General features: G+C 26.7%; 16 protein-coding genes and 1 pseudogene. 8 read left to right on the top strand and 9 right to left on the bottom strand.

Features of this window, described 5'->3' with window-relative positions; genetic code table 11:
- The first annotated feature begins 76 nt into the window (after positions 1–76).
- Positions 77–934: an ankyrin repeat domain-containing protein gene (locus Q0H31_RS00655; protein WP_295295106.1), complete on the top strand. Its 858-nt coding sequence runs from the start codon at positions 77–79 to the stop codon at positions 932–934.
- 154 nt (positions 935–1,088) lie between these two features.
- Here Q0H31_RS00655 and Q0H31_RS00650 read toward each other — a convergent pair whose 3' ends face one another.
- Positions 1,089–2,942, bottom strand: coding sequence for a tetratricopeptide repeat protein (locus Q0H31_RS00650; protein ID WP_295294994.1), 1,854 nt, complete (start codon positions 2,940–2,942; stop codon positions 1,089–1,091).
- Positions 2,943–3,228: 286 nt separating this feature from the next.
- Between Q0H31_RS00650 and Q0H31_RS00645 the strand changes: the two genes are divergently transcribed.
- Entirely contained in the window at positions 3,229–4,842 is a 1,614-nt protein-coding gene (locus tag Q0H31_RS00645; RefSeq protein WP_295294992.1) for a peptide ABC transporter substrate-binding protein, read from the top strand.
- A gap of 406 nt (positions 4,843–5,248) precedes the next feature.
- On the opposite strand, the gene Q0H31_RS00640 is transcribed toward Q0H31_RS00645, so the two are convergent.
- Positions 5,249–6,580: a glucose-6-phosphate isomerase gene (locus Q0H31_RS00640; RefSeq protein ID WP_295294990.1), complete on the bottom strand. Its 1,332-nt coding sequence runs from the start codon at positions 6,578–6,580 to the stop codon at positions 5,249–5,251.
- Positions 6,581–6,678: 98 nt separating this feature from the next.
- Here Q0H31_RS00640 and dcd point away from each other — a divergent pair, with 98 nt between their 5' ends.
- On the top strand, positions 6,679–7,197 hold the full coding sequence (gene dcd / locus Q0H31_RS00635; protein ID WP_295294988.1) for a dCTP deaminase: 519 nt from the start codon (positions 6,679–6,681) through the stop codon (positions 7,195–7,197).
- A gap of 23 nt (positions 7,198–7,220) precedes the next feature.
- Positions 7,221–8,213, top strand: coding sequence for an RluA family pseudouridine synthase (locus Q0H31_RS00630; RefSeq protein WP_295294986.1), 993 nt, complete (start codon positions 7,221–7,223; stop codon positions 8,211–8,213).
- Positions 8,214–8,479: 266 nt separating this feature from the next.
- On the opposite strand, the gene Q0H31_RS00625 is transcribed toward Q0H31_RS00630, so the two are convergent.
- On the bottom strand, positions 8,480–10,045 hold the full coding sequence (locus Q0H31_RS00625; protein ID WP_295294984.1) for a hypothetical protein: 1,566 nt from the start codon (positions 10,043–10,045) through the stop codon (positions 8,480–8,482).
- Positions 10,046–10,185: 140 nt separating this feature from the next.
- Here Q0H31_RS00625 and Q0H31_RS00620 point away from each other — a divergent pair, with 140 nt between their 5' ends.
- A complete protein-coding gene (locus tag Q0H31_RS00620; protein WP_295294982.1) occupies positions 10,186–10,581 on the top strand; it encodes a hypothetical protein in 396 nt (131 codons plus the stop codon).
- A 138-nt stretch (positions 10,582–10,719) separates the two neighbouring features.
- Entirely contained in the window at positions 10,720–11,022 is a 303-nt protein-coding gene (locus tag Q0H31_RS00615; protein WP_367117118.1) for an FMN-binding protein, read from the top strand.
- A gap of 59 nt (positions 11,023–11,081) precedes the next feature.
- Here the strand turns inward: Q0H31_RS00615 and Q0H31_RS00610 are convergent, their stop codons facing one another.
- From Q0H31_RS00610 to pbpC, 4 genes are all read right to left on the bottom strand, one after another.
- A complete protein-coding gene (locus tag Q0H31_RS00610; protein WP_295294979.1) occupies positions 11,082–12,629 on the bottom strand; it encodes a ComEC/Rec2 family competence protein in 1,548 nt (515 codons plus the stop codon).
- A 9-nt stretch (positions 12,630–12,638) separates the two neighbouring features.
- Positions 12,639–13,205 (bottom strand): TetR/AcrR family transcriptional regulator, encoded by a 567-nt coding sequence (locus Q0H31_RS00605; RefSeq protein ID WP_295294978.1) that lies wholly within the window; start codon positions 13,203–13,205, stop codon positions 12,639–12,641.
- A gap of 98 nt (positions 13,206–13,303) precedes the next feature.
- Positions 13,304–14,008 (bottom strand): FecR domain-containing protein, encoded by a 705-nt coding sequence (locus Q0H31_RS00600; protein ID WP_295294977.1) that lies wholly within the window; start codon positions 14,006–14,008, stop codon positions 13,304–13,306.
- 66 nt (positions 14,009–14,074) lie between these two features.
- On the bottom strand, positions 14,075–16,519 hold the full coding sequence (gene pbpC, locus Q0H31_RS00595) for a penicillin-binding protein 1C (RefSeq protein ID WP_295294975.1): 2,445 nt from the start codon (positions 16,517–16,519) through the stop codon (positions 14,075–14,077).
- Between the two features lie 413 nt (positions 16,520–16,932).
- On the opposite strand from pbpC, the gene Q0H31_RS00590 reads away from it, so the two are divergent.
- On the top strand, positions 16,933–18,123 hold the full coding sequence (locus tag Q0H31_RS00590) for a hypothetical protein (protein ID WP_295294973.1): 1,191 nt from the start codon (positions 16,933–16,935) through the stop codon (positions 18,121–18,123).
- Between the two features lie 31 nt (positions 18,124–18,154).
- Positions 18,155–19,246: an ankyrin repeat domain-containing protein gene (locus tag Q0H31_RS00585; protein WP_295294971.1), complete on the top strand. Its 1,092-nt coding sequence runs from the start codon at positions 18,155–18,157 to the stop codon at positions 19,244–19,246.
- A gap of 65 nt (positions 19,247–19,311) precedes the next feature.
- Here the strand turns inward: Q0H31_RS00585 and pepT are convergent, their stop codons facing one another.
- Both pepT and Q0H31_RS00575 read right to left on the bottom strand, forming a co-directional pair.
- Positions 19,312–20,550, bottom strand: coding sequence for a peptidase T (gene pepT / locus Q0H31_RS00580; protein WP_295294969.1), 1,239 nt, complete (start codon positions 20,548–20,550; stop codon positions 19,312–19,314).
- Between the two features lie 23 nt (positions 20,551–20,573).
- A pseudogene (locus Q0H31_RS00575) lies at positions 20,574–21,491 on the bottom strand (AbgT family transporter); the annotation flags it as partial.
- Between the last annotated feature and the right edge of the window lie 76 nt (positions 21,492–21,567).

Genomic DNA, 21,567 nt, shown 5'->3' with positions numbered 1-21,567 from the left:
TAAATCTACATTGAGAAAATATACCGCTACAATGTATAATCAAAAAATATAATACATAATTAAAAAGAGGTTTATGATGAAAGTATTATGGATTATTATAATTAGTTCATACATTGCTTATGGTCAGGTAAGTGAAGATTTTAAGAATTTAGCGGCAACAAATAGAGAATCAGCATTATACAAATCAGTAGTATCAGAAAATATTGATGAGTTTAAATATATAATTGAAAATATTGAAAAAGAATATATAACTTACTCTATAACGAACAGTGAAACATGGTATAACTATATACCTAATTTAAGCACTAATAATTTCTCTAATTTCGTAAAAGTTTTATTAGATAATGGAATGGATATTAACTGGAAAAATGAAGAGGGAAAAAGCCTTATACTTGATATAAGTAAGTACTACAATTCACTTCATAAACCTAAATTCTGTACAAGTGAAATTATAGGAGTTCCAGATAGTAAATATAAAATTGAAACACTTATAAATCTTGGAGCAAATATTAATATACAAGATAATGACGGAAATGGTATAATTCACTATATACTTTCTAGAGATAATATAGGAACAGAAGAATATGATATTATTGAAATGCTCATAAAAAACTCAGTCAATATTAATTTACAAAATAATGATGGAGATACTGCACTTCATAAAATTTTATATAAAAAAAATAATGAGTATAGAGATATTGATATGGAAAAAGAAGTTATATCTCTTTTGATAGAAAATAATGCAGATAAAAATATAAAAAATAATAATGGGAAAAAAGCGTATCCCGGTATATTTTATAATATAAAATTAATTTTTACTGGAATATTTAATACTTTATTTAATATTTTTAAGATTGTACTTCTAATTGTAATAGGTATACCAGCATTAATATTACATTTTATAGTTTTTAATATTTCAGAATTTTTCAGATAATTGATTTTTATGCTGCTTAAAATATAAATAAGGCTTAAAAATAGATTATAATAAAAAATTAATAAGTGCTTTTGCAACTTTTGCCACGGGAAAAGTTGAACAAAAAAATCATAAATTAAAAAATTTTTAGTTTATAATTCCAATAAAGCTAATTTTATTTCAAGCCATGTTCTTTTTTTAGATTTGCAATATTACTCTTTGCATATTCATTATTAGAATCTAATTCTAAAGCTTTTTTATAATCTTTCAAAGCTTCTTTATATAGTCCTGCATTTTTCTTAACCCAGCCTCTATCATTATATAAATAAGCAGTATTTGGTTCCAATTCTATAGCTTTATCATAATCTTCAATAGCTTCTTTATATTGTCCTAATTCATCTTTAGCACTTCCCCTGTTACCGTAAGCATTGGTATAATCAGGAGTCAATTCTATAGCCTTAGTATAGTCTTTTATAGCTTCTTTATATAGTCCTAAACTATATTTAGTAAGCCCTCTATTATTATAAGTATTGCTGTCATTTGGGTTTAATTCTATAGATTTATCATAATCTTTTAAAGCCTCTTTATAAAGTCCCAAATCATTTTTAGAAAGTCTTCTGTTATTATATGCTTCACTGTAAGTTGGTTTTAATTCTATAGCCTTATCATAATATTTAATTGATTCTTTTAAAAGATTCAAATCATATTTAGCAGTTCCTATATTATAATAGGCTTCTGGATTATCCTCACATAAATCTATAGATTCTTCATAATCTTTTATGGCTTCCTCATACATTCCTAAATCACTTTTAGAAAGCCCTCTATTATTATATGCATCACTATAATTAGGATTTAAATATATAGCTTTATCATAATCTTTTATAGATTCCTTATATAAACACAGCTCTCTTTTGGCATTTGCCCTGTTATAATAAGCATCTACACAATTATGATCCAATTTTATAATTTTGTCATAATCTTTTATAGCTTCTTCATATAATTCTAAATCATATTTAGCATTTCCTCTATTCATATAAGAATTTATATCATTAGGTTTCCATTTTATAGCATTATCATAATCTTCTATGGCTTCTTTAAATAAACCTAATTCTTTTTTTGAATTTCCTCTATTATAATAAGCATCTGAATAATTTGGATTAATTTCTATAGCTTTGTTATAATCTTCAATAGCCTCTTTATAAAGCCCCAAATCATTTTTAGAATTGCCTCTGTTGCCATAAGCACAATAATTATTAGGCTCTAATTCTAAAATCTTATTAAAATCTTTCATAGCCTCATCAAAAAGCTGTAAATAATTTTTGGAAACTCCTCTATTATTATATGCATCTATATTATTAGGGTCTAACTCTATAACCCTATTATAATCTTCAATAGCTTCTTTGTGTAAGCCAGCATTATTTTTAGCAAAGCCTCTATTATAATAAGCGTCTTTATAATTTTTACTTAATTCTATTGCTTTGTCATAATCCTTTATAGCTTTCTCAAAAAATCCTAAATTACTTCTAGCAAGTCCCCTGTTATAATAAGCTAATGCATAATAATCAATTAAGTCTATAGCTTTACTATAATAATCTATAGCATCTCTATATTCTCTCATATTGTTTAGAGCAACTCCATTAGTGTTACAATCAAAATATTCATCTAAAGTATATAAATCGTTAATATCTATTTCATCATTTTCATCATTAAACATAGTTTTATCATAATGAAAATACTCAATAAACCTGTTATAAGTATAAAGTTCGTCAGGCTCTTTTATATAGAATGTTTCAAGTATTCTGTTTAATTCATCATTAAAATTTTTTGCCTTGCTGTTAAAATCATAAAAATCAAAATAATTGAATGGTTCAATATTATTTAAAAAATTATTTGCCTCATATAGAATTTTTTCTGTTTCTTCTTTAAAATTATCTTTTAAATCTGGAACTTCTCTTTCTTCAAAAGCTTCTAATGATATTTTGCATTTTTCTATATGTTTACTAAAAAGATAATTAGATATTTTTGGCATTTTTTATTCCTATCATAGTTTATTAATTTTATATAAATTATTATATTATAATAAAAAAATAATTTAACACTATATAAAATTAAATGCATATACTAAAAATTTTTAAGTTTGTCAAAAGTAAATTTTTAAAATATTTGAAATTTCTATAGCCCCCCGCCCTATAGAGATTATAATCTATTTTAATATTTTAATTTAATTTATTTTTTTATTAATTAATTGATTTTTAATAATTGATGATATAATATATTTTCTAATTATTTATAAAAAACAAAAAGGGTATTGATTTATGAAAAATATTATGCGTTTATTTTTTATTTTTTTATTATCAATAGGCTTGATAATAACATCTTGTTCATCAAAGAATAAAAATCAAGGTGAAGGTTTATTTATAAATGTAGGTCCAGAGCCTAAAACTATAGACCCTACATTAAATATAGCTTCAGATGCTTCTGTTTACATAATACATGCATTTGAAGGACTTGCTACAAGAAATAAAGAAGGTGTATTAGTGGGCGGAGCTGCTGAAAGCTGGGATATAAGCGAAGACGGACTTACATACATATTCCATTTAAGAACTAATGGAAAATGGTCTGACGGAACTCCATTAACATCTAAAGATTTTGTATATGCTTGGAAAAGAGCGGTAGACCATAAAACAGCAAGTGAATATAGCTATCAATTTGAACCTGTAAAAAATGCTATGGCTATTAATTCAAGCAAAATGGATTTGGATACTTTGGGAGTAAAGGCTATTGATGATTATACTTTAGAGGTAACATTAGAAAAGCCTACAGCATATTTCTTAGAATTAACTGCATTTCCTACATTCTATCCTATTCGCGAGGATATTATAGAGAAATATGGTGATTCTTGGACTATTAATCCGGAAAGTTATATAGGAAATGGTTCTTATGTAATGATAGAACGTAATATAGATAATAATATAGTAATGGTAAAAAATACTAATTATTGGGATTATGAGAATTTAGTTCCAGAAAAAATAACATTTGTTTTAATGGATAACCCTACAGCTTCAGTTGCCGGCATAAAAGAAGGTTCTTTGCATTTTTCTGACAGAGTTCCAGCTCAGGATATAGATACTCTAAAAGCAGAAGGTGTACTTCAAATGGTTAAACGTCTTGGAACATATTATTATGCTTTAAATCATACTAATGAAGTTTTAAAAGACGGCAGAGTTAGAAAGGCTTTATCATTGGCTATAGATAGAAATTATATAGTTGATAATATCGTAAAAGCTGGTGTGCCTGCCGGTGCATTCGTACCTTTTGGAGCTCCTGATGTTAATGGAGATTTTAGAGAGGTAGGAGGGGATTATATAAGTGTTAAGCCTGAAGATTATCAGAAAAATATAGAAAAGGCTAAAAAGTTAATGGAAGAAGCTGGATATACAAATGGAGAAGGTTTTCCTGTACTTCAATTTTTAGTTGATTCTAATGTTCAAATTCCTACTTTTGAAGCAGTACAGCAAATGTGGAAAGAGCATTTAAATGTTGATAGTACAGTAAGTCAGCAGGAATGGGCTGTATTTTTACAGACATTATATACTGATAAAAATTATGTTATGGGAAGAAGCGGTTGGACTGCTGATTATAATGACCCTATGACATTCTTAGGTATGTTTTTAAGTTATAGCCCTCAAAATCATGCTCTATTTACAAATAAAGAATATGATAATTTGCTCCAAACTGCTATGAATACAATAGATCAGAATATCAGAATGGATGCTATGCATAAAGCTGAGAAAATATTCATGGATAATGATGTTATAATACCATTATACTATTATGCTACACCTACTTTAGTTAGCCCTAAATTAAAAGGTGTTATATATGATAATTTAGCAAAACATAAATTCAGCTATGCTTATATAGAAAATTAATATTAACTATTTAAGTTAAAAAAATACTCAAGGCTGTATAAGAATTTCTTATGCGGCCTTTTTTATATATTAGACTTGTTTCAAAAGTACTTGAAAAAATTAGTTGTGTAATTTTCAACATAATTTTAGTTATAAAATTGTGTTTTACATGTTGTATCATTAATTATTTTAGTATATAAAAATGCAGTTCTTTTGGTTCTTTTATACCAATAAAAGAACTGGGGTTTGGGGCAAAGCCCCAATTATAAATTTAAAATACTAAAAAAATAAACAGTATAACTATTTATTAATTTAGTTTTGAAACAAGTCTATTAATAAATACGATATGTAAATAATATATGCAAATAATAAAGGGACATTGCAAATTGCCGTGTCCCTTTATTTTTATAATTTTTATAATAGCAGATTATTTATTTAATCTTGCCTTTAATTCTCTGCCCATTTTCTCATAGCCTTTTTTACCAAGCATAGCAAACATGTTTTTCTTGTAAGCTTCAACACCCGGTTGGTCAAACGGATTAACTCCAAGAATATGTCCGGATATACCGCAAGCTTTCTCAAAGAAATACATAAGTTCCCCAATAGTAAATGGAGTAATTTTGTCTATGTCTATTATAATATTAGGAACTCCGCCATCAACATGTGCTAAAACAGTAGCCTCTAATGCAGATTTATTTATTTGATGAAGAGATTTTCCTTTTAAATAGTTAAGTCCGTCCAAATCAGATTCTTCTTTTTTTATTTTTAAATCTATTTCTTCTTCATTTACTCTTATAACAGTTTCAAATAATCCTCTTCTTCCGTCTTGTATAAATTGACCTAAAGAGTGTAAATCAGTAGAGAAATCCACAGAAGCTGGGAATATTCCTTTTTTGTCTTTACCTTCACTTTCTCCGTATAATTGTTTCCACCATTCAGATATATAATGCATTCTTGGAATATAGTTTACCATTATCTCTGTATTAAAACCTTTACTGTAAAGTGCATTTCTTAGCATAGCATAAAGCATAGAAGGATTTTGTTTGTAATCTGCTTTTTTTGTAGCCTTAGCCATAGAGTCAAAACCTTTTATAAACTCTTTAATATCTATTCCTGCAGCTGCTATAGGTATGAGACCAACAGGAGTAAGCACAGAATATCTTCCTCCAACATCATCAGGTATTACAAAAGTTCTGTATTTATTTTCTGTAGATAATGTTTTTAATGCCCCTTTTGCCTTATCTGTAGTAGCTATTATTCTTTTTGCAGCTTCTTCTTTACCGTACTTTTTCTCAGCATATTCTTTTAATACTCTGAAAGCTATAGCAGGTTCTGTTGTGGTTCCGCTTTTTGATATAACATTAATATAAAAATCTTTATCTTTTAAATAATCCAATAAATGTTTGAAATACTCACCGTTCATATTATGACCAGCATATACAACTTGAGTATTGCCTTTTTTAGCTTGAGCAAAAGGGTTTAGAAAAGATTCTATAACTGCTTTTCCTCCAAGGTATGAACCTCCAATACCAACAGATACCAATACTTCAGCATTCTCTCTTATTTCTGCTGCTAAAGTTTCAATATCTTTTACCATCTTCATAGCTTCAGTTGGAAGATTAACCCAACCCAAAAAATCATTGCCGGCACCTTTTTTATTTTCTAAAAGTTCATTAGCATAATTTGCTGAGTCTGCTAAATATTCTAATTCATGCTCTTGCAAAAAACTTAATACATTTTTATAATTTATAGATAGCATTTTTAATACCTCATAATATAGTTTTATAATCATAAATTATACAATAATAATACCGAAAAATAAAGAAAATAAATATAAAAAATTAAGGTACAAATAAAATGATTTTGTCTGGACTTGAAATAGAAAAGAATTTAAATAAAAATATTATAATAGAGCCTTTCAATAGAAAACAATTAAACTCAAATAGTTATAATGTAAAGCTTCATAATAAGCTTTTAGTATATAAAGACAATGTGCTTGATATGAAAAAGCCCAATGAAACTAAAGAAATAATTATACCTGAAACAGGATATCAGTTAGAGCCTAATCAGCTTTATTTGGGAAGAACTTTAGAATATACCAAAACAAAAAAATATGTGCCTATGATAGAAGGTAGGTCATCTATAGGAAGACTTGGAATATTTATACATATTACTGCTGGGTTTGGAGATGTTGGTTTTGCGGGATATTGGACATTAGAAATATTTTGCATTAAACCTATAATAATATACCCAGAAGTGGAAATTGCTCAACTTTATTATCACACCATAGACGGCGAATATGAAGAGTATGAGAGCAGTAAATATCAGAATAACAATGATGTTCAGCCGAGTATGCTTTATAAAGATTTCAAATAATTATTTAGAAATTAATTCAAAGTATGAAAAAAGCTAAAAATAAACTCAATTCTACTAATAAAGAATTATATGAAGGTGCTGTTATAAGGAAGTGCCGTATTGAAGAAGATATTGAATCTATGCGATTAGATAAATATATGGGAAATAGATTTTCTTATTATTCGAGGAACAAGTGGCAGGATTTAATAGGTGAAGGGCTTGTATTAGTAAATGGGGAAAAGATAAAATATACCAGAAATGTTTCTAAAGGTGATGAGATATCATACTATTTTAAAGATATGAAAGAGCCTGAAGTAAACAAGGATATAGAAATAGTTTATGATGATGGGGATTTAATTATAGTAAATAAGCCTGCTAATTTACCTGTGATTCCTTCTGGGAAATATTATTACAATACTTTACACACTATTATGCAAGAGAGATTGGGCTGTCATTTAAATATGATTAACCGAATAGACAGAGAAACAAGCGGGTGCGTAATACTTTCTCGCGGTTCTTTGGTGGCTTCAAAGTTTTGTGCTATGCTTGCAAACAAAAATAATAATATAAAAAAAACTTATATTGCAATAGTGGAGAATGCTAAAGATATAGAAGACTCTTTTACTGTTGAAGGATATATGCAAGAGGTGGGAGATAAACTTTACAGAAGATATCAAATACTTCATAAAGAGAATGTTGAAGATTCAAAATATTCAAAGACAAAGTTTAAAACTGTAAAAAAAATAGGTGATTATGCCATACTAAAAATAAGGCTCTACACAGGAAGAATGCATCAAATAAGGGTGCATCTTCATTCAAAAAATCTTTATATGGTTGGAGATAAAATATATGGTAAGTATGGACCTAAAGTTTTTAATTCTTTTATAGAAAAAAGCATAATACCAGAAGGATTTTTTTATAGGCAGGCACTTCATTCTTATATGTTAGAGTTTAATCATCCAATCACCAATGAGCGTATAAAAGTAAAGGCAAAAATACCAAAAGACTTAAAAGATTTTATTGCTAAAATAAAGTGAAATGATTGCATTTTATTTATTTGCGGGGACTAGCCCCCGCACCCCCACTTCTTTTATTGGTATAAAAGAAGCAAAAGAACTGCATTTTTATAAAATATAGCTAAAAATATATGGTATTATCTATATATTTCCTTTATATAAAGATATTAAATTTGCACTTTTTGCAACTTTGGCGAAGCCCGCACAGCGACCGTAGGAAGTGCCTGTGGTGCGAAGGCGGGAAAAAGTTGAATAAAATAAAAAATCTACTACAAAATATATTTATTTCAGTATATAAAACCGTTCTTTATTATAAATACATTCTTGCCGTCTGAGGCTATTGATATTGCTTCGCTGCTATATGCATCTATTTCTGATATGTAATCATAGCCGCCTAACTCTTTTCTTGTAGCTGTTTCTTTATTCCATATAAAATAATACTTCCTTCCAAGTCTGTCAGCTGTAAAAGCAAAAGAATCTCCATAAAACTTAAATGAAGTGACAAAGTTATATGAAGGGCTTTCAAAATTATCGGATATAATATATTCTCTGTCATTTTTTGAAGCATTGTATACTAATTCATTATTGTCAGAGAAGTATATATTATTTATTTTATTGTATTCTTCGTTAATTTTTTTGTTATTAAGAATTATAAAAGATATATTATTACTGCTTACTCCGTATGCAAAGTTTTTTGAGTCTTTAGAATATTGATAAGTATATATATTATCATAGCTTCCTATCATATTTCCTCTAACATATAGCTGCATCATATTGTTTGTATCTATATTAATAAATATTAAACTTTGACCGTCTGGAGAAAAACTCATATTTGTAATTAAATTAAACTCGCCTATGTTTCTATTGTTAATTAATATACTTGTGTTTATAAATTCATTTGTGATGATATTATTATTGCTCTCTCCAAAATCTAATATGTTTTCTGCTATATTTGTAATTACATTTGTAACCATCATTAATGCTATAGTGTTTGATTGTCCTTTAACAGTTATTCCTTCTTCATTTGTATAAACACTTATATTAGATAAATTATAATTTGTAACAGTAGATATATTTGTAAGAATAGTGTCATTTGTGTTAATGTTTGTAGACATCATATTATCATTTGTTGTTAAATTAGTGTCTATTTGAGGCATTAATTTAACAGCAAAGGCCTGATTTTGTAAGTTGTATGAAGCTAAATCATCAACAGATATAAAACTCTCTGTATCATTATTTCCATTATATATAACAGCACTTCCTTCACTATTTACAACATATATTAAAGTTCTTCCGTCATTAGCATATTTCATTTTTTCTGCTTTGCCTGAAACAGCTTTTTCTTCACCGTTGATATTAACAAAATATTCTCCATCTCTAGAATAAGAAAAAGCATAATTATTGTTGTTTATAACATATTCATATAATTCAGAATATTGAGTTGTTGCTTCTCCGTTAATAACAGCAACTCCATAATCCATAAGTCTTGCAAATATTATAGAATTGTTTCCAGCAAAGGCAGATGCTTCTATAGAGTCGAATTCCTGCTCTTTATTGCCGTATATAACAACCCACATATCTTTACCAATAGAAGGTTTAAGCATAGTAGCAACCAATGTTCCATTTGGTAAAACTTTTATTATGCCGGAATCTTTATATCCTTCTAATCTGCTGTTTTTATAAAGTATATCATATGTTTTATTATTAGCGTTATTCTTCTCTACAACAATAGCATAGTTTGTATCATTCAGTATATGAGCATTTTTGAGTGTTTCATTGTTTTGTAATGTGTATATTTGAGAAAATAGTAAATTGCTTATTAACAAAAAATAAATAGGTATGTATTTTTTCATAGTAAAATCCCATTCTTTAAAAAGAAAATTATTTATATACTCGGTAATATTATAAACTAAAATTAATAATATACAAAATTATCTTATCAAAAAAAACTAAATTTTTACGATTATTTTTATATAAAAAATTTGAGGTTATTATGAGATATTTTATTATAATATTGCTTTTTATTTATTCTTGCAGCTCTATAAATACCAATTCTAAAACTCTTAATAATGGTTGGATTAATGAAAATAAATTTAGTATTAACTCAATAGGTTATCCAAATAGTTATAATAATAGCACATTAGAAGAAAACAAAAATAGTGCTTATAACGCTGCTTTATCTCTTTCTATGGTAAAAATTGAAAATGCTTTTTCAAAAGAATTGCCGGAAGATTATAAATATTATGATGATTTGAAGAGTTTTATATCTAATAATGTAAAAGTAGAATATGCAAATTATGTTGATAATAGATATTATAATATAGTAGCTTCTATAGAATATGATAATTTGTTATATAGTTTAAGAAAAGGTAAGAAAATAACAAAATAATGTAAATTTTTTTTGTTTTTATTTTACCTTTAAATTAAAGATGAGTTTATTTATAATAATAAAAATATATATTAGGAGAAAATTATGAAGTCTGATAAATTGATTGCATTTGTAGGTTCAATTGCATTGTTATTTGGTATGATAGCTTTTGCTCAAGCTAAAATTGATTTAGCTAAGATACCTGATGGTACTTATTTAGGCAATTACAAAGCTACTTACAAAACAAAACAAGGAGACTACCAAGCTAAAGTAACTGTTGCAGGTGGTAAATTAACTAAAGTTGTGATGACTAAATGTGTTCATTCAAGCGGTCCTGCTAGAGCTAAAGCAGCTTATGACAAAATGATTGCTGCTAATGACGTTTATGTTGATGGTGTTACTGGTGCTACTTGGACAGCTCTTGTTGAAGATGCTTTAACTAAATTAACTCCAGCAAAATAATCTTAAAAATAGGTGAAAAATTGTATTAGGAAGTGTATTCATAACTGAATACACTTTTTTTATATTCTTCTATTTATTTTTACATTTAATAACAATCCTATCAGCATAATTATAAATGTTATAAATATTGCTATATACATATTTAATTCAAAATTAAATCTTAAATACTGAAAATCAGAAATTTTCTTAGATAACTCTATTAAAGCATTTGCAGTAAACTCTGTTGTTTTTGCTGGGTATATTGATATAGTATGAAATATTTGATATGTGAATATAGTTATTAATGATGATGATAGTATAATAAAAGATAATGGTACAGCGAATATATTTGCTATTATAGAGTTGAGATTTAAAACTTTGAAATGATATATATTTAATGGAAGTATAGAGATAAGAGATATTATATTAATTATAAAAAATCCTAATAAAGTTATAAGCATATTTTTAAAAAAAGCATTTGTTTTTAAGTTTTTAATTTTTTCTATTATAAAGAAACTGTAAATAGGGTAGTATAATATTATTCCTAATGTCGCTAAAAATGAAAATTGAAAACTTATTTCTCTTATGGAGTTTGGTTCTATGAGTAATATTATTAATGCTGCTAAAAATAAGGCGTTTACATTATTTCTGTTTCTGTCAAAATAATATGATATTAATATGCAAAAAGCCATTATACTTGAACGCACTATTGAAACAGAGAATATACTTACAGTAGGATATATTATTATGGTGATGATTGTAGAGATAAATATTTTATTATAAAAGTTTATTGGTAAAAAAGATAATGCTGAAAATAATATAAAAAGTATCATAGATATATGAAGACCTGATATTGATAATATATGAGATATTCCAGAGTTTATAAAGTATTGATTAATGTCTGCTGGTATAATATGCTTATCTCCTGTAATGATGCATTGAGCTACAGAATAGCTTATTGGCTCTATATATTCACCTAAAGATTTTTTTATTGTATTTCTAAAATATAGCCCAATCTTATTTAAAAAATTAAATATTGAAAAACCTTCTTTTTGCACAGTAAAATTAATATAAGGGTAAATACTGCTTACACCATAGAGCATTTGATTTTCCAATGCTTTTACTATGTTGGTGTTGTTAGTTAGTATATTTTTATACAGATTAATTTTAGCATATACTGTAATAGTATCATTTATATATATTGGCTTTGCTGAGTTATGATATAGTCTAATTTTTCCAGCATAATTATGCCAATTCTCTCCATCATAAACCATATCAACGTATGCAATATACCTATCTCTTAAATTAACTACTCCATCATAATCTACTATTTTACAGCTATATGCTTTAATTTCTTTGTCAAATTCTTTTAATGGTGATGAAAATATATAGTAATATCTATAAATTGTATAACTATATCCCAAAAAAAATACTGAAATTATTAAAATAAAAAAGCTATTTTTATTATATATAGCAAGTATTATTGAGATTACTATTAGAATGAAAGATATTATTAACGATATATTAAAAAAAGAATTACTTTTAATTTTTAATGCTATAGATATTCCTAAAACAAAACTTGTAGTAATGTATAATATATATGTGATAGGGTATGTATTTTTCATCATTATTAATAATTATCTTTTTACTATTCCATAGAAGATAATATTAATGATGATGTCTAAATCTTTTTCACTATTTTCTATATTTTTATTTTTTGCCCACTCCATTTCAAAGCCCTTAATTATTGCTAATATTGATTCTGTTGCAAGTCTTAAATCTATATTAAATAATCCTTTTTTTACACCGCTTCTTAGTATCATTTTAATAGTATCATATTCTTCTCTATGATATTTTGCTCTCACATGTTCTATTAGAGTAAAGTCTTCAAATATTTCACTATGAAGTGCTTCATAAAGATTAGCTAATTTAATATATCCTTTTTGTCTTGTTAATATGTAGGCTCTTATTTTAGCTTCGGCAGTATCTTCTTTCTTTATAGCTTCGTATATAGACCTTTTTAAATCTGATGCTTCATTTTCTGCTATGGCAAAAAAAATTTCTTCTTTACTTTTAAAATAATGATATATACTGCTTTTAGATTTATGAACCATTAAAGCAATGTCGCTCATAGATGTCTTTTTAAATCCGTACTTCTTGAATAGCTCTTTTCCAGCATTAACAATTTGTTCTCTTGGATTCATTTCTATCCTTCATATAACTTTCTTCTAATAATTATATACAATATTTTTTATTTGTCAAAGTTATATGAAGATTAGCATCATATTAGGTGAAATATTATTTATTTTTCTATAGTAGATTGATTTACATTAAGTATAGTATTGTCAGGTAATGAAGCTATATTTATATAGAAGTTTACTTGAGCAACATTATTAGCATAAGGTAAATTGATTATTTCATTTAAATAACTTTTAGTATTTGCATCCAAAACTATGCTGCCTGTAGTTGTTTCTGTATTTGATATATTGGCCTGCATGAATGCACCAAGCTGCAGATTATTATTAACTGTGGCAGAACCGGATAATACTTTAATAATAGTTGCACCATTATTGTTTGCTATTATCACAGTACCTCTCATGGATATATTAGCATTTGGAGTAATTATATTGATGGAATTAAGTTTTGTAATTGCTATGATTTCTCCGGAAGATAATGTAAATTTTATATTATTATTTCTGTCTAATGATTCATCTATATTTAATGAAGCATTTTGTTTTAGTTTAAATAAAGAGTTGTTTTGTATATAATAAGTTAAATAAGAATTTGCCTGCAAAGTTAATCTATCATTACTAAATAATAAATCGCCTATATTAGCAGGTTTAGCTATTATATCTTTTGATGTAATTTTTACTTCACCTTGAGCTGATACTACTTCCATATAATTATGGTTGTATTGAGGATTATAATTGTTTTGATTATTATAACTATATTGAGCATTTAAAGCAAAAGCACATAGAAATATTATAGCAATCATTTTTTTACACATCTGTGAAACTCCATAATACATTTTTATATATTATCGGAAATATTTTTTATATATACATAATATTTTTTATTGTACAAATATATTTACTTTTATACTGTTTAAACTTTGATTTTCTTTATTGACTGCTTTTATATAAAAACTATGTTCTCCGCTTTCTAATTGCCACCTAATGTTTCCATTTTTTAATTCCTCAATATTTGCTATAATTTTATCATCGCAGTATAGATTTGCTGAGACAATATTTTCTGGTATATATGTTTTTATAAATATGTTTTGATATTCTTTTGGAAGGGTAGAATCTATTTTATATACTGAGTTGTCTGTTGGAGAGGTAATCATGATATTTTGCGAGTATTCATTTTTTTCTCTATAAGACAAACTTCTATTATAAATATTATCAACTTTTACCCAATCACTTGTTGGAGTTTCTATTTGCTGTTCTTTTATCCAGCCATTATATTCTGAAGGAAGACTTACAAACACTTTTTTGCTTATGCTTCCATCTTCATTATTTTTCATATATAAATTATGAACATTGCATTCTTCTGTTGGCACATGTTCTTTAGAAAACTCTTCATTTCTATATTCTTTACAAAACTCTCCTCTAAGTTTGCCACTTATTAAGCATATATCTCTATTTACTATATTTGCCGGTTTATTCCATTTGGTTTCTTTTTGACTTTTATTAAGCATAATAAATAAGTCATATATTATAGGCACAGCCCCATTTCCGCCTGTAATATTTATCATCTCGCTTCCCTTAAAATCTCCAAGCCAAATGCCAACTATATAGTCTTTAGTATAACCAATTCCCCAAGCATCTCTCGAGCCTTTTGATGTGCCTGTTTTTATAGCTACAGAAAAAGGATAAACGATTCCTCTATAGCTTCTAAAAGAACCCATTCTTGCATTTCTGTCGGATAATATGCTTGTTATAAGATAGGCACTTTCTTTTGATATTACCTGCCTTGTACTTTTTTTGGGTATATCAATTATTTCGCCATTTTCTTTTTTTAATGACTTTATAGAATAATGATTTATAAACTTGCCTTCATTTGGAAATATAGTATATGCTGAAACTAAATCAACTAATCTCACTTCAGCACTTCCAAGCACGAGAGAATAACCATAATAATCAGGGTTTTTATTTATAGAGCTTAAACCAGATTTTAATAAAATATTTTGAAAGTCTTTTATACTGTATCTTGCAAGCCATTTTACTGCTGGTATATTTAGAGAATTGGCAAGTGCATCTCTTATAGTAACAGGGCCATGATATTTATGATTAAAGTTCTCTGGTATATAATCTCCCCCCGGTGAGTTTATATAAGTTTTAACATCAGCTATAACAGATGCAGGAGTTTCCCCTTTATCAAACAAATATCCATACAAAAAAGGTTTTAAAGTGCTTCCAGCTTGCCTTAAAGCAGCAGCTCCATTAACAGCTCCAGCAACTTCCTTATCAAAATAATCCATAGAACCTATCATAGATAATATTTCACCTGTTTTAGCATTTAGTATAACGCATGAAATATTTCTTACATTGAATGTATGAAGCGATTGACTTGCATTGCTTATTACTATTATTGCTTCTTCTTGAAGTTTATAGTCTAAAGTGGTTTTTATTTCTGTTATGTTATTGTATTTTAATTGAGCTAATGATTCTTTGGCATACATTGTAAAGTGCGGTGCTTTGAAAGTGTATTCATCTTTATTGTTGTAAACTTTTATTTTATCATTAATATTTTTTTGATATTCGGCATCATCTATATAGCCATTATTTTTCATTTCATTTATAACATATATTCTTCTGTCATTTAATCTATCTTCATATTTGTATGGGTTAAACTTTGTTCCTGATTTTATAATTGAGGCAAGTATCGCTGATTCATTTATATTTAAATCTTTTGCCTCTTTTTTGAAATAAACTTGAGAGGCAGCTCCCACTCCATAGCAGTTATTGCCTAAAAAAACTCTATTTAAATATTCTGTAATAATTTCTTCTTTTGATAGGTTTCTTTCTAATCTTATGGCGTCTAATGCTTCATAGAATTTATTAATATATGTTCTCTCTCTTGGCATTATACTTTTTGCTAACTGCTGGGTTATAGTGCTTCCGCCGGATACCACTCTGCCGTTTATTAAGTTGGCTAAAAAGGCTCTCATTATTGCTTTATAATCTATTCCATCATGTTTAAAAAAGTTTTTGTCCTCGGCACTTATAACTGCATTTATTAGGTTTGTTGATATATCACTATATTTTACTTCATTATAAAAACCGCCATGCTTTGGAAAGAGTGTTGATATTAAAATATTGTTTCTGTCATATATTTTTAATACTCTCTCTTCGTCTAATTTTAATTCATCTTTTGTAAATGGTGTATTTATATAATTTTTGCAATACTTATAAAAATTATATACCTTTGGAATAAATATTACTGACAATACTAAAACAGAAATTAATAAAATATATATTATAGCTAATGATGTTCTTCTAATTATTTTTTCCATAAGCTGTTTTCCATAAACCTATATTTTTATTTTACAATAAAATGAACAATAGTCAATTTTTTGTTATATTGTAATAATTTTTAAATTTGGCAATTTTTAGTTTTGTAATTTGTGGTGGCTTTGCCCCCTGCGAAGCGTGCCCTTAGGGTACACACCCCCACTTCTTTTGGTGACCCAAAGAAGCAAAAAGACTATGTTTTTATGAAGTAATACTTAGTATATTTAAAAATATAATATATTATTTTATATATATAAAACTAAAATATTTGCACTTTTTGGTTCTTTTTGCTGCGGGAAAAAGAACAATAAAAAAATTATAAAATATAATCATAATCCATAAATGCTTTACAATTTGTAATTATAATTTATAATTCACTTTCAAACATTAATATACCCACAGAGGATATCTTAATATGTCTGAAAAAATTAATAACAGCACTAAAAAGATATTATATTTTTTATTAGTATTTACTCTTATGATATTTTCTTCTATTCCTATGGATATAAAAATATTATTGTTTGATACTACATACGATTCTGAAAAATTAATTTATAATATCATTTTTAATAGTTTTTATTTTCAGGTATTTTATTTTTTTTGTTATTCATTTCTATTTAGCATAAACAGCAATTTTGAAAATGTTAATAAAAGAACTGTATTAATAACATTTTTATCATTTTTACTTGTGTTTTTGCTTGGAATATTTACTTCAGCTCCGTTAAAAGATGAAATACCTAATATGCTTGATTTTTTTATGTCTAATATAATGATTAATAAAAGTATATTATCATATATAATATTTTTTATTATAATAGTTTTGGCAGATAATAATTTTAAAAATAATATATCTAATAGTTTTACTAAATTAGGAGATATAGTTTTCTTTTCTGTAATAGCTGCAATTATTGCATTTGTATTTTGGATATTTATTGTTTTTTTATATGACAGATTTATCTTTAGAACTGATATAGCAAGTGATTTAGAACCATTAATTGAAAAGCTTATTTTTATGTCTATTATATTTGTTCTTTCCATAATACCTTTTATATTTTTCTTTATTCAAAAGAGATTTAAAACTGTTTTGTCAATATATATATCAAGGGCATTATTATTTATATATTCATTTTTAATATTTATTTTGTTTTTTGCATTACTTTATGAACCTATAAGACCTTTTGAAAATATGAAGTCTTTTATAGTTTATAATGCATTATTATATTTGTTTGTATTTACTCTATATTTTGTGAGGGCTGATTATAAGGCTGGAATAATAACAAAAGCAATTTATATAATATTTCCAATACTTGCATTTTTATTTAATATATTAGTATTAAGTGCAAGCATATACAGAGTTATTAATTCTGAAATTAAAATAAATGAAGTTTCTATTATAGTTCTTAATACTATAATAGCTGTTAATTTAATATATATAATAATACAAAATATAAAATCCATAATAAAAATATTAAAAGATAATATAAATATAAATGAGGCAGTAATTGGAAATAATAAAATATATAGTTTTATTTATATTTATGGAATTTACTCGTTTATTTTTTCTTTTATAGCTCCTATTGTAATGATATTTTTAAAAAATAAATAAAAGTTTAATAATTTAAAGAGGTTTATGAATTATGAAAAAGTTAATATTTATTTTATTTTTATTTAGTATGTGCTTATACAGTCAAAATAATAATAAAAGCAAAGTTTCTGAAAAATTAATAGATTATGTAAATGAAGGCAATATTAAAGAAGCTGAAAATATTCTTAAAAAATATAATGATTATGTAAATAATCGTAATTATGAGGGATTTACATTGTTATCACTTGCGGTTATGGATAATAATATAGAAATGGCTGAGCTTCTTTTGAAATATAAAGCAGATGTTAATGCTACAGTATATCTTACAGATAGTGTATTAATACTTGCTATTGATAATAATAATATGGAAATGGTTAAACTACTTTTAAGTTATGGTGCTGATATTGATTATAAAGGATTTAGAGGAAGAACTGCATTATTTTCTGCTTTAGAACATGATAGAAAAGAAAATATTGAAATGGTAAAACTCTTAATAAAAAATAAAGCCGATGTTAATATAGCTTATGACGGAGATAATGAAAACGAAGAAACACCTTTAATGTATGCTGCTATGAAAGGCTATAAAGAAACTGTAAAAATATTAATTGAAAATAAAGCTCTTGTAAATAAAAGAAACAGAAATAATGCAAATGCTTTGATTTATGCTTATATGTATGGACATGATGATATAGCAGATATTTTACTTCAAAATGGTTCTGATTCTTTGGATAGAAGTTTGAAAGTTTGTGATCTTAATCAAGAAACTTTGCTTAGTTATAGTGTTCCATTGATAACTGCAGTAAATTATTCTACTAATGAAGTTTTTTTACAGAAGTTAATTGATAATGGTGCAAATGTAAATTATAAAAATTATGATGAAAAAACCGCATTGATAGAAGCAGCTTCTTATAATAATATTAATGCGGTAAAAGTGCTTATTAAAAATAATGCTGATCTTAATGTTCAAAATAAACATGGAAAAACTGCATTAATGTGGGCTTGTCATAGCGGGAATTTAGAAATGACAAAAATACTTTTAGATGCTGGTGCTGATAAAAACATAAAAGATGGTAAGTATGATGCATTATATTATGCAAGAGAATATGGAAAAAATGAAGAAATAATAAAACTTCTTACAAGATAAAAAAATAACTTACTAATAAAGCAAAAGATTATTTATAATCAATTGCTTTATTAATAAAATTATAATTATTTTGAAGATATAATTCTTATTATTTCAAGAGTAGTTTCTAAACTTTTATGAAATGATGGTATAGGCAAAAACTCATATATAGAGTGGAAATTATGAGCACCTGTAAAATAATTTGGAGTTAAAAGTCCCTTTACAGATAATGCTGAGCCGTCTGTACCGCCTCTCATTGATAAAGTTTTCGCTTCTATATTTAAGTTTTTCATTGCTTCATAAATAACATCTATAGGAAACTTATCTTCTTTAACAGAGTCCGCTATATTGCCGTATACATCTTCAATAGTTAATTCTATTTTTGCTCTTGGTTCTAATTTTTGGTGTTTTTCAACAGCTTCTCTAATTTTAGCTTTTTTCTCTTCATAGAGTTTTTTGTTATGGTCTCTAATATTTAATTTTAAAGAAGCATTTCTCTGATTTCCGCTAATGCCTTGCACCCAAATATATCCCTCTTTTTTTTCTGTACATTCAGGAGTTTGTTTTCTGTCGAATTCATTAGCTATATCTATTGCTATAAGTATAGGGTTCACCAATACACCTTTAGCACTCATAGGGTGAGCAGTTACTCCTTCTATATCTATAGCAGCACTTCCTGCATTAAATGTTTCATATACTATTTCTCCTATTTCGCATGAATCTATAGTGTATGCAAAATCCGGCTTAAATACATTCAAATCTAATTGCTTAGAGCCAAGAAGTCCTATCTCCTCATCTGGTACAAAAGCTATGTATATATCGCCATGCTCTATATTATTATCTGTAATGTATTTTAATGCAGACATTATTGTTGATATTGCTGCCTTGTTGTCAGCACCTAATACGCTTGTTCCATCAGAAAATATAATATCGTTGTTTATATAATTTTTTATTTCAGGGTGTTCTGATACTTTAAACATTATGTTTTTTTCTTTGTTTAAGCATAAATCATTTCCTTCAAATTTAAGTATTTGAGGATGAACATCTCCTGTAAGTCCAATATCAACAGTATCAAGATGTGCTACAAATCCAATAGAATGTATATTGTCTTTATTTTTTGGAAGTAATGCTGTAACAATAGAATTATCATTTACAACGACATTTATTAAACCTAAAGCTTTTAAGTCTTCTGCTAAAACTTTTGCAAGCTTCATCTGTCCTTCTGAGCTTGGAAGTGTTTTTACAGATGCATTGCTCTGGCTTGGTATAGAAGAATATTTAAAAAAACTGTCAATTTGAAATTTTTTAATATCATCATTTAGCATATTATTTTACCTCTTTTATTTTATTAATGAACAGGCGGATAAACATAGCCGCTGTTAAATCCTATAGGTATATTTAATCCCCAGAATATATAAAGCATTATCATAAGAACAATTAATAAACCTATACTATAAGGGAGCATCATAGAAGATAATGTACCAACTCCTGTTTTATTACAGTATTTCTGACAATAAGAAATTATTAAAGGGTAGAATGCAAACATTGGAGTTACAACATTTATAGCCGAATCGCTTACTCTAAATGCTGCCTGAGTTAATTCTGGAGAAATGCCGACAGCCATAAGCATTGGTACAAATATTGGTGCTAATATTGCCCATTTTGATGAAGCTGAAGTTATTAACAAATTTAATATTGCTGTAAGTAAAGTTATTCCTGCTACTGTTACTTGAGCCGGCATATTTAAGGATTTTAAAAACTCAGCACCAGATATAGCTATCAATGTTCCAACATTAGAGTTTCCAAATACATACAAAAACTGAGCACAGAAAAATGAAAAAGTTAAAAATGAAGCAAGGTTTTTAACGCTTCCAGCCATAGCTAAACTAAAGTCTTTCGTTGTTTTAAATTTACCAGTAAGCTTTCCATATATGTATCCGGGTATTACCAAAAATAAAAACAATATTGGCACTATTGCCTGCATAACAGGAGCATCTGGAGTAGTTAATTCACCATTTGGAGATCTTAATAAAGAGTTTTCTGGAATAAGTAAAACTACTAAAAGTACAATCATTAATACTAAAACAGAAAATGCTATTCTAAAGGCTCTATTTTCTTCTTTTGTTATTGAAGAGACGCTTGTATCTTCTGGCTTAATGCCATCATCAATAGGCATAGTTTTCCATAGGAAAGGCTCTACTATTTTATCAGTGATAAACCAGCATACTAAAATTACAGCAAAAGTTGATGATATGCTTAAAAAATAAGGGGCTGACCCAGATAACTAAAAAAGCTCCTTTTTTGCTAAATTATATATAATTTCCAATTGTTTTTCAACTTTA

The organism is uncultured Brachyspira sp. (assembly GCF_934747485.1).
Taxonomy (GTDB): Bacteria; Spirochaetota; Brachyspiria; order Brachyspirales; family Brachyspiraceae; genus Brachyspira.
This window is presented reverse-complemented; position numbering and strand designations above follow the sequence as displayed.

What these genes read in the sequence shown, in the direction of transcription:
- Q0H31_RS00640 (WP_295294990.1), bottom strand. Translation starts at nt 6,580, where the DNA reads ATGCTATCTATAAATTATAAAAATGTATTAAGTTTTTTGCAAGAGCAT.
- Q0H31_RS00645 (WP_295294992.1), top strand. Translation starts at nt 3,229, where the DNA reads ATGAAAAATATTATGCGTTTATTTTTTATTTTTTTATTATCAATAGGC.
- dcd (WP_295294988.1), top strand. Translation starts at nt 6,679, where the DNA reads ATGATTTTGTCTGGACTTGAAATAGAAAAGAATTTAAATAAAAATATT.
- Q0H31_RS00615 (WP_367117118.1), top strand. Translation starts at nt 10,720, where the DNA reads ATGATAGCTTTTGCTCAAGCTAAAATTGATTTAGCTAAGATACCTGAT.
- Q0H31_RS00590 (WP_295294973.1), top strand. Translation starts at nt 16,933, where the DNA reads ATGTCTGAAAAAATTAATAACAGCACTAAAAAGATATTATATTTTTTA.
- Q0H31_RS00620 (WP_295294982.1), top strand. Translation starts at nt 10,186, where the DNA reads ATGAGATATTTTATTATAATATTGCTTTTTATTTATTCTTGCAGCTCT.
- Q0H31_RS00655 (WP_295295106.1), top strand. Translation starts at nt 77, where the DNA reads ATGAAAGTATTATGGATTATTATAATTAGTTCATACATTGCTTATGGT.
- Q0H31_RS00630 (WP_295294986.1), top strand. Translation starts at nt 7,221, where the DNA reads ATGAAAAAAGCTAAAAATAAACTCAATTCTACTAATAAAGAATTATAT.
- Q0H31_RS00600 (WP_295294977.1), bottom strand. Translation starts at nt 14,008, where the DNA reads ATGTGTAAAAAAATGATTGCTATAATATTTCTATGTGCTTTTGCTTTA.
- pepT (WP_295294969.1), bottom strand. Translation starts at nt 20,550, where the DNA reads ATGCTAAATGATGATATTAAAAAATTTCAAATTGACAGTTTTTTTAAA.
- Q0H31_RS00650 (WP_295294994.1), bottom strand. Translation starts at nt 2,942, where the DNA reads ATGCCAAAAATATCTAATTATCTTTTTAGTAAACATATAGAAAAATGC.
- Q0H31_RS00610 (WP_295294979.1), bottom strand. Translation starts at nt 12,629, where the DNA reads ATGATGAAAAATACATACCCTATCACATATATATTATACATTACTACA.
- Q0H31_RS00605 (WP_295294978.1), bottom strand. Translation starts at nt 13,205, where the DNA reads ATGAATCCAAGAGAACAAATTGTTAATGCTGGAAAAGAGCTATTCAAG.
- Q0H31_RS00585 (WP_295294971.1), top strand. Translation starts at nt 18,155, where the DNA reads ATGAAAAAGTTAATATTTATTTTATTTTTATTTAGTATGTGCTTATAC.
- Q0H31_RS00625 (WP_295294984.1), bottom strand. Translation starts at nt 10,045, where the DNA reads ATGAAAAAATACATACCTATTTATTTTTTGTTAATAAGCAATTTACTA.
- pbpC (WP_295294975.1), bottom strand. Translation starts at nt 16,519, where the DNA reads ATGGAAAAAATAATTAGAAGAACATCATTAGCTATAATATATATTTTA.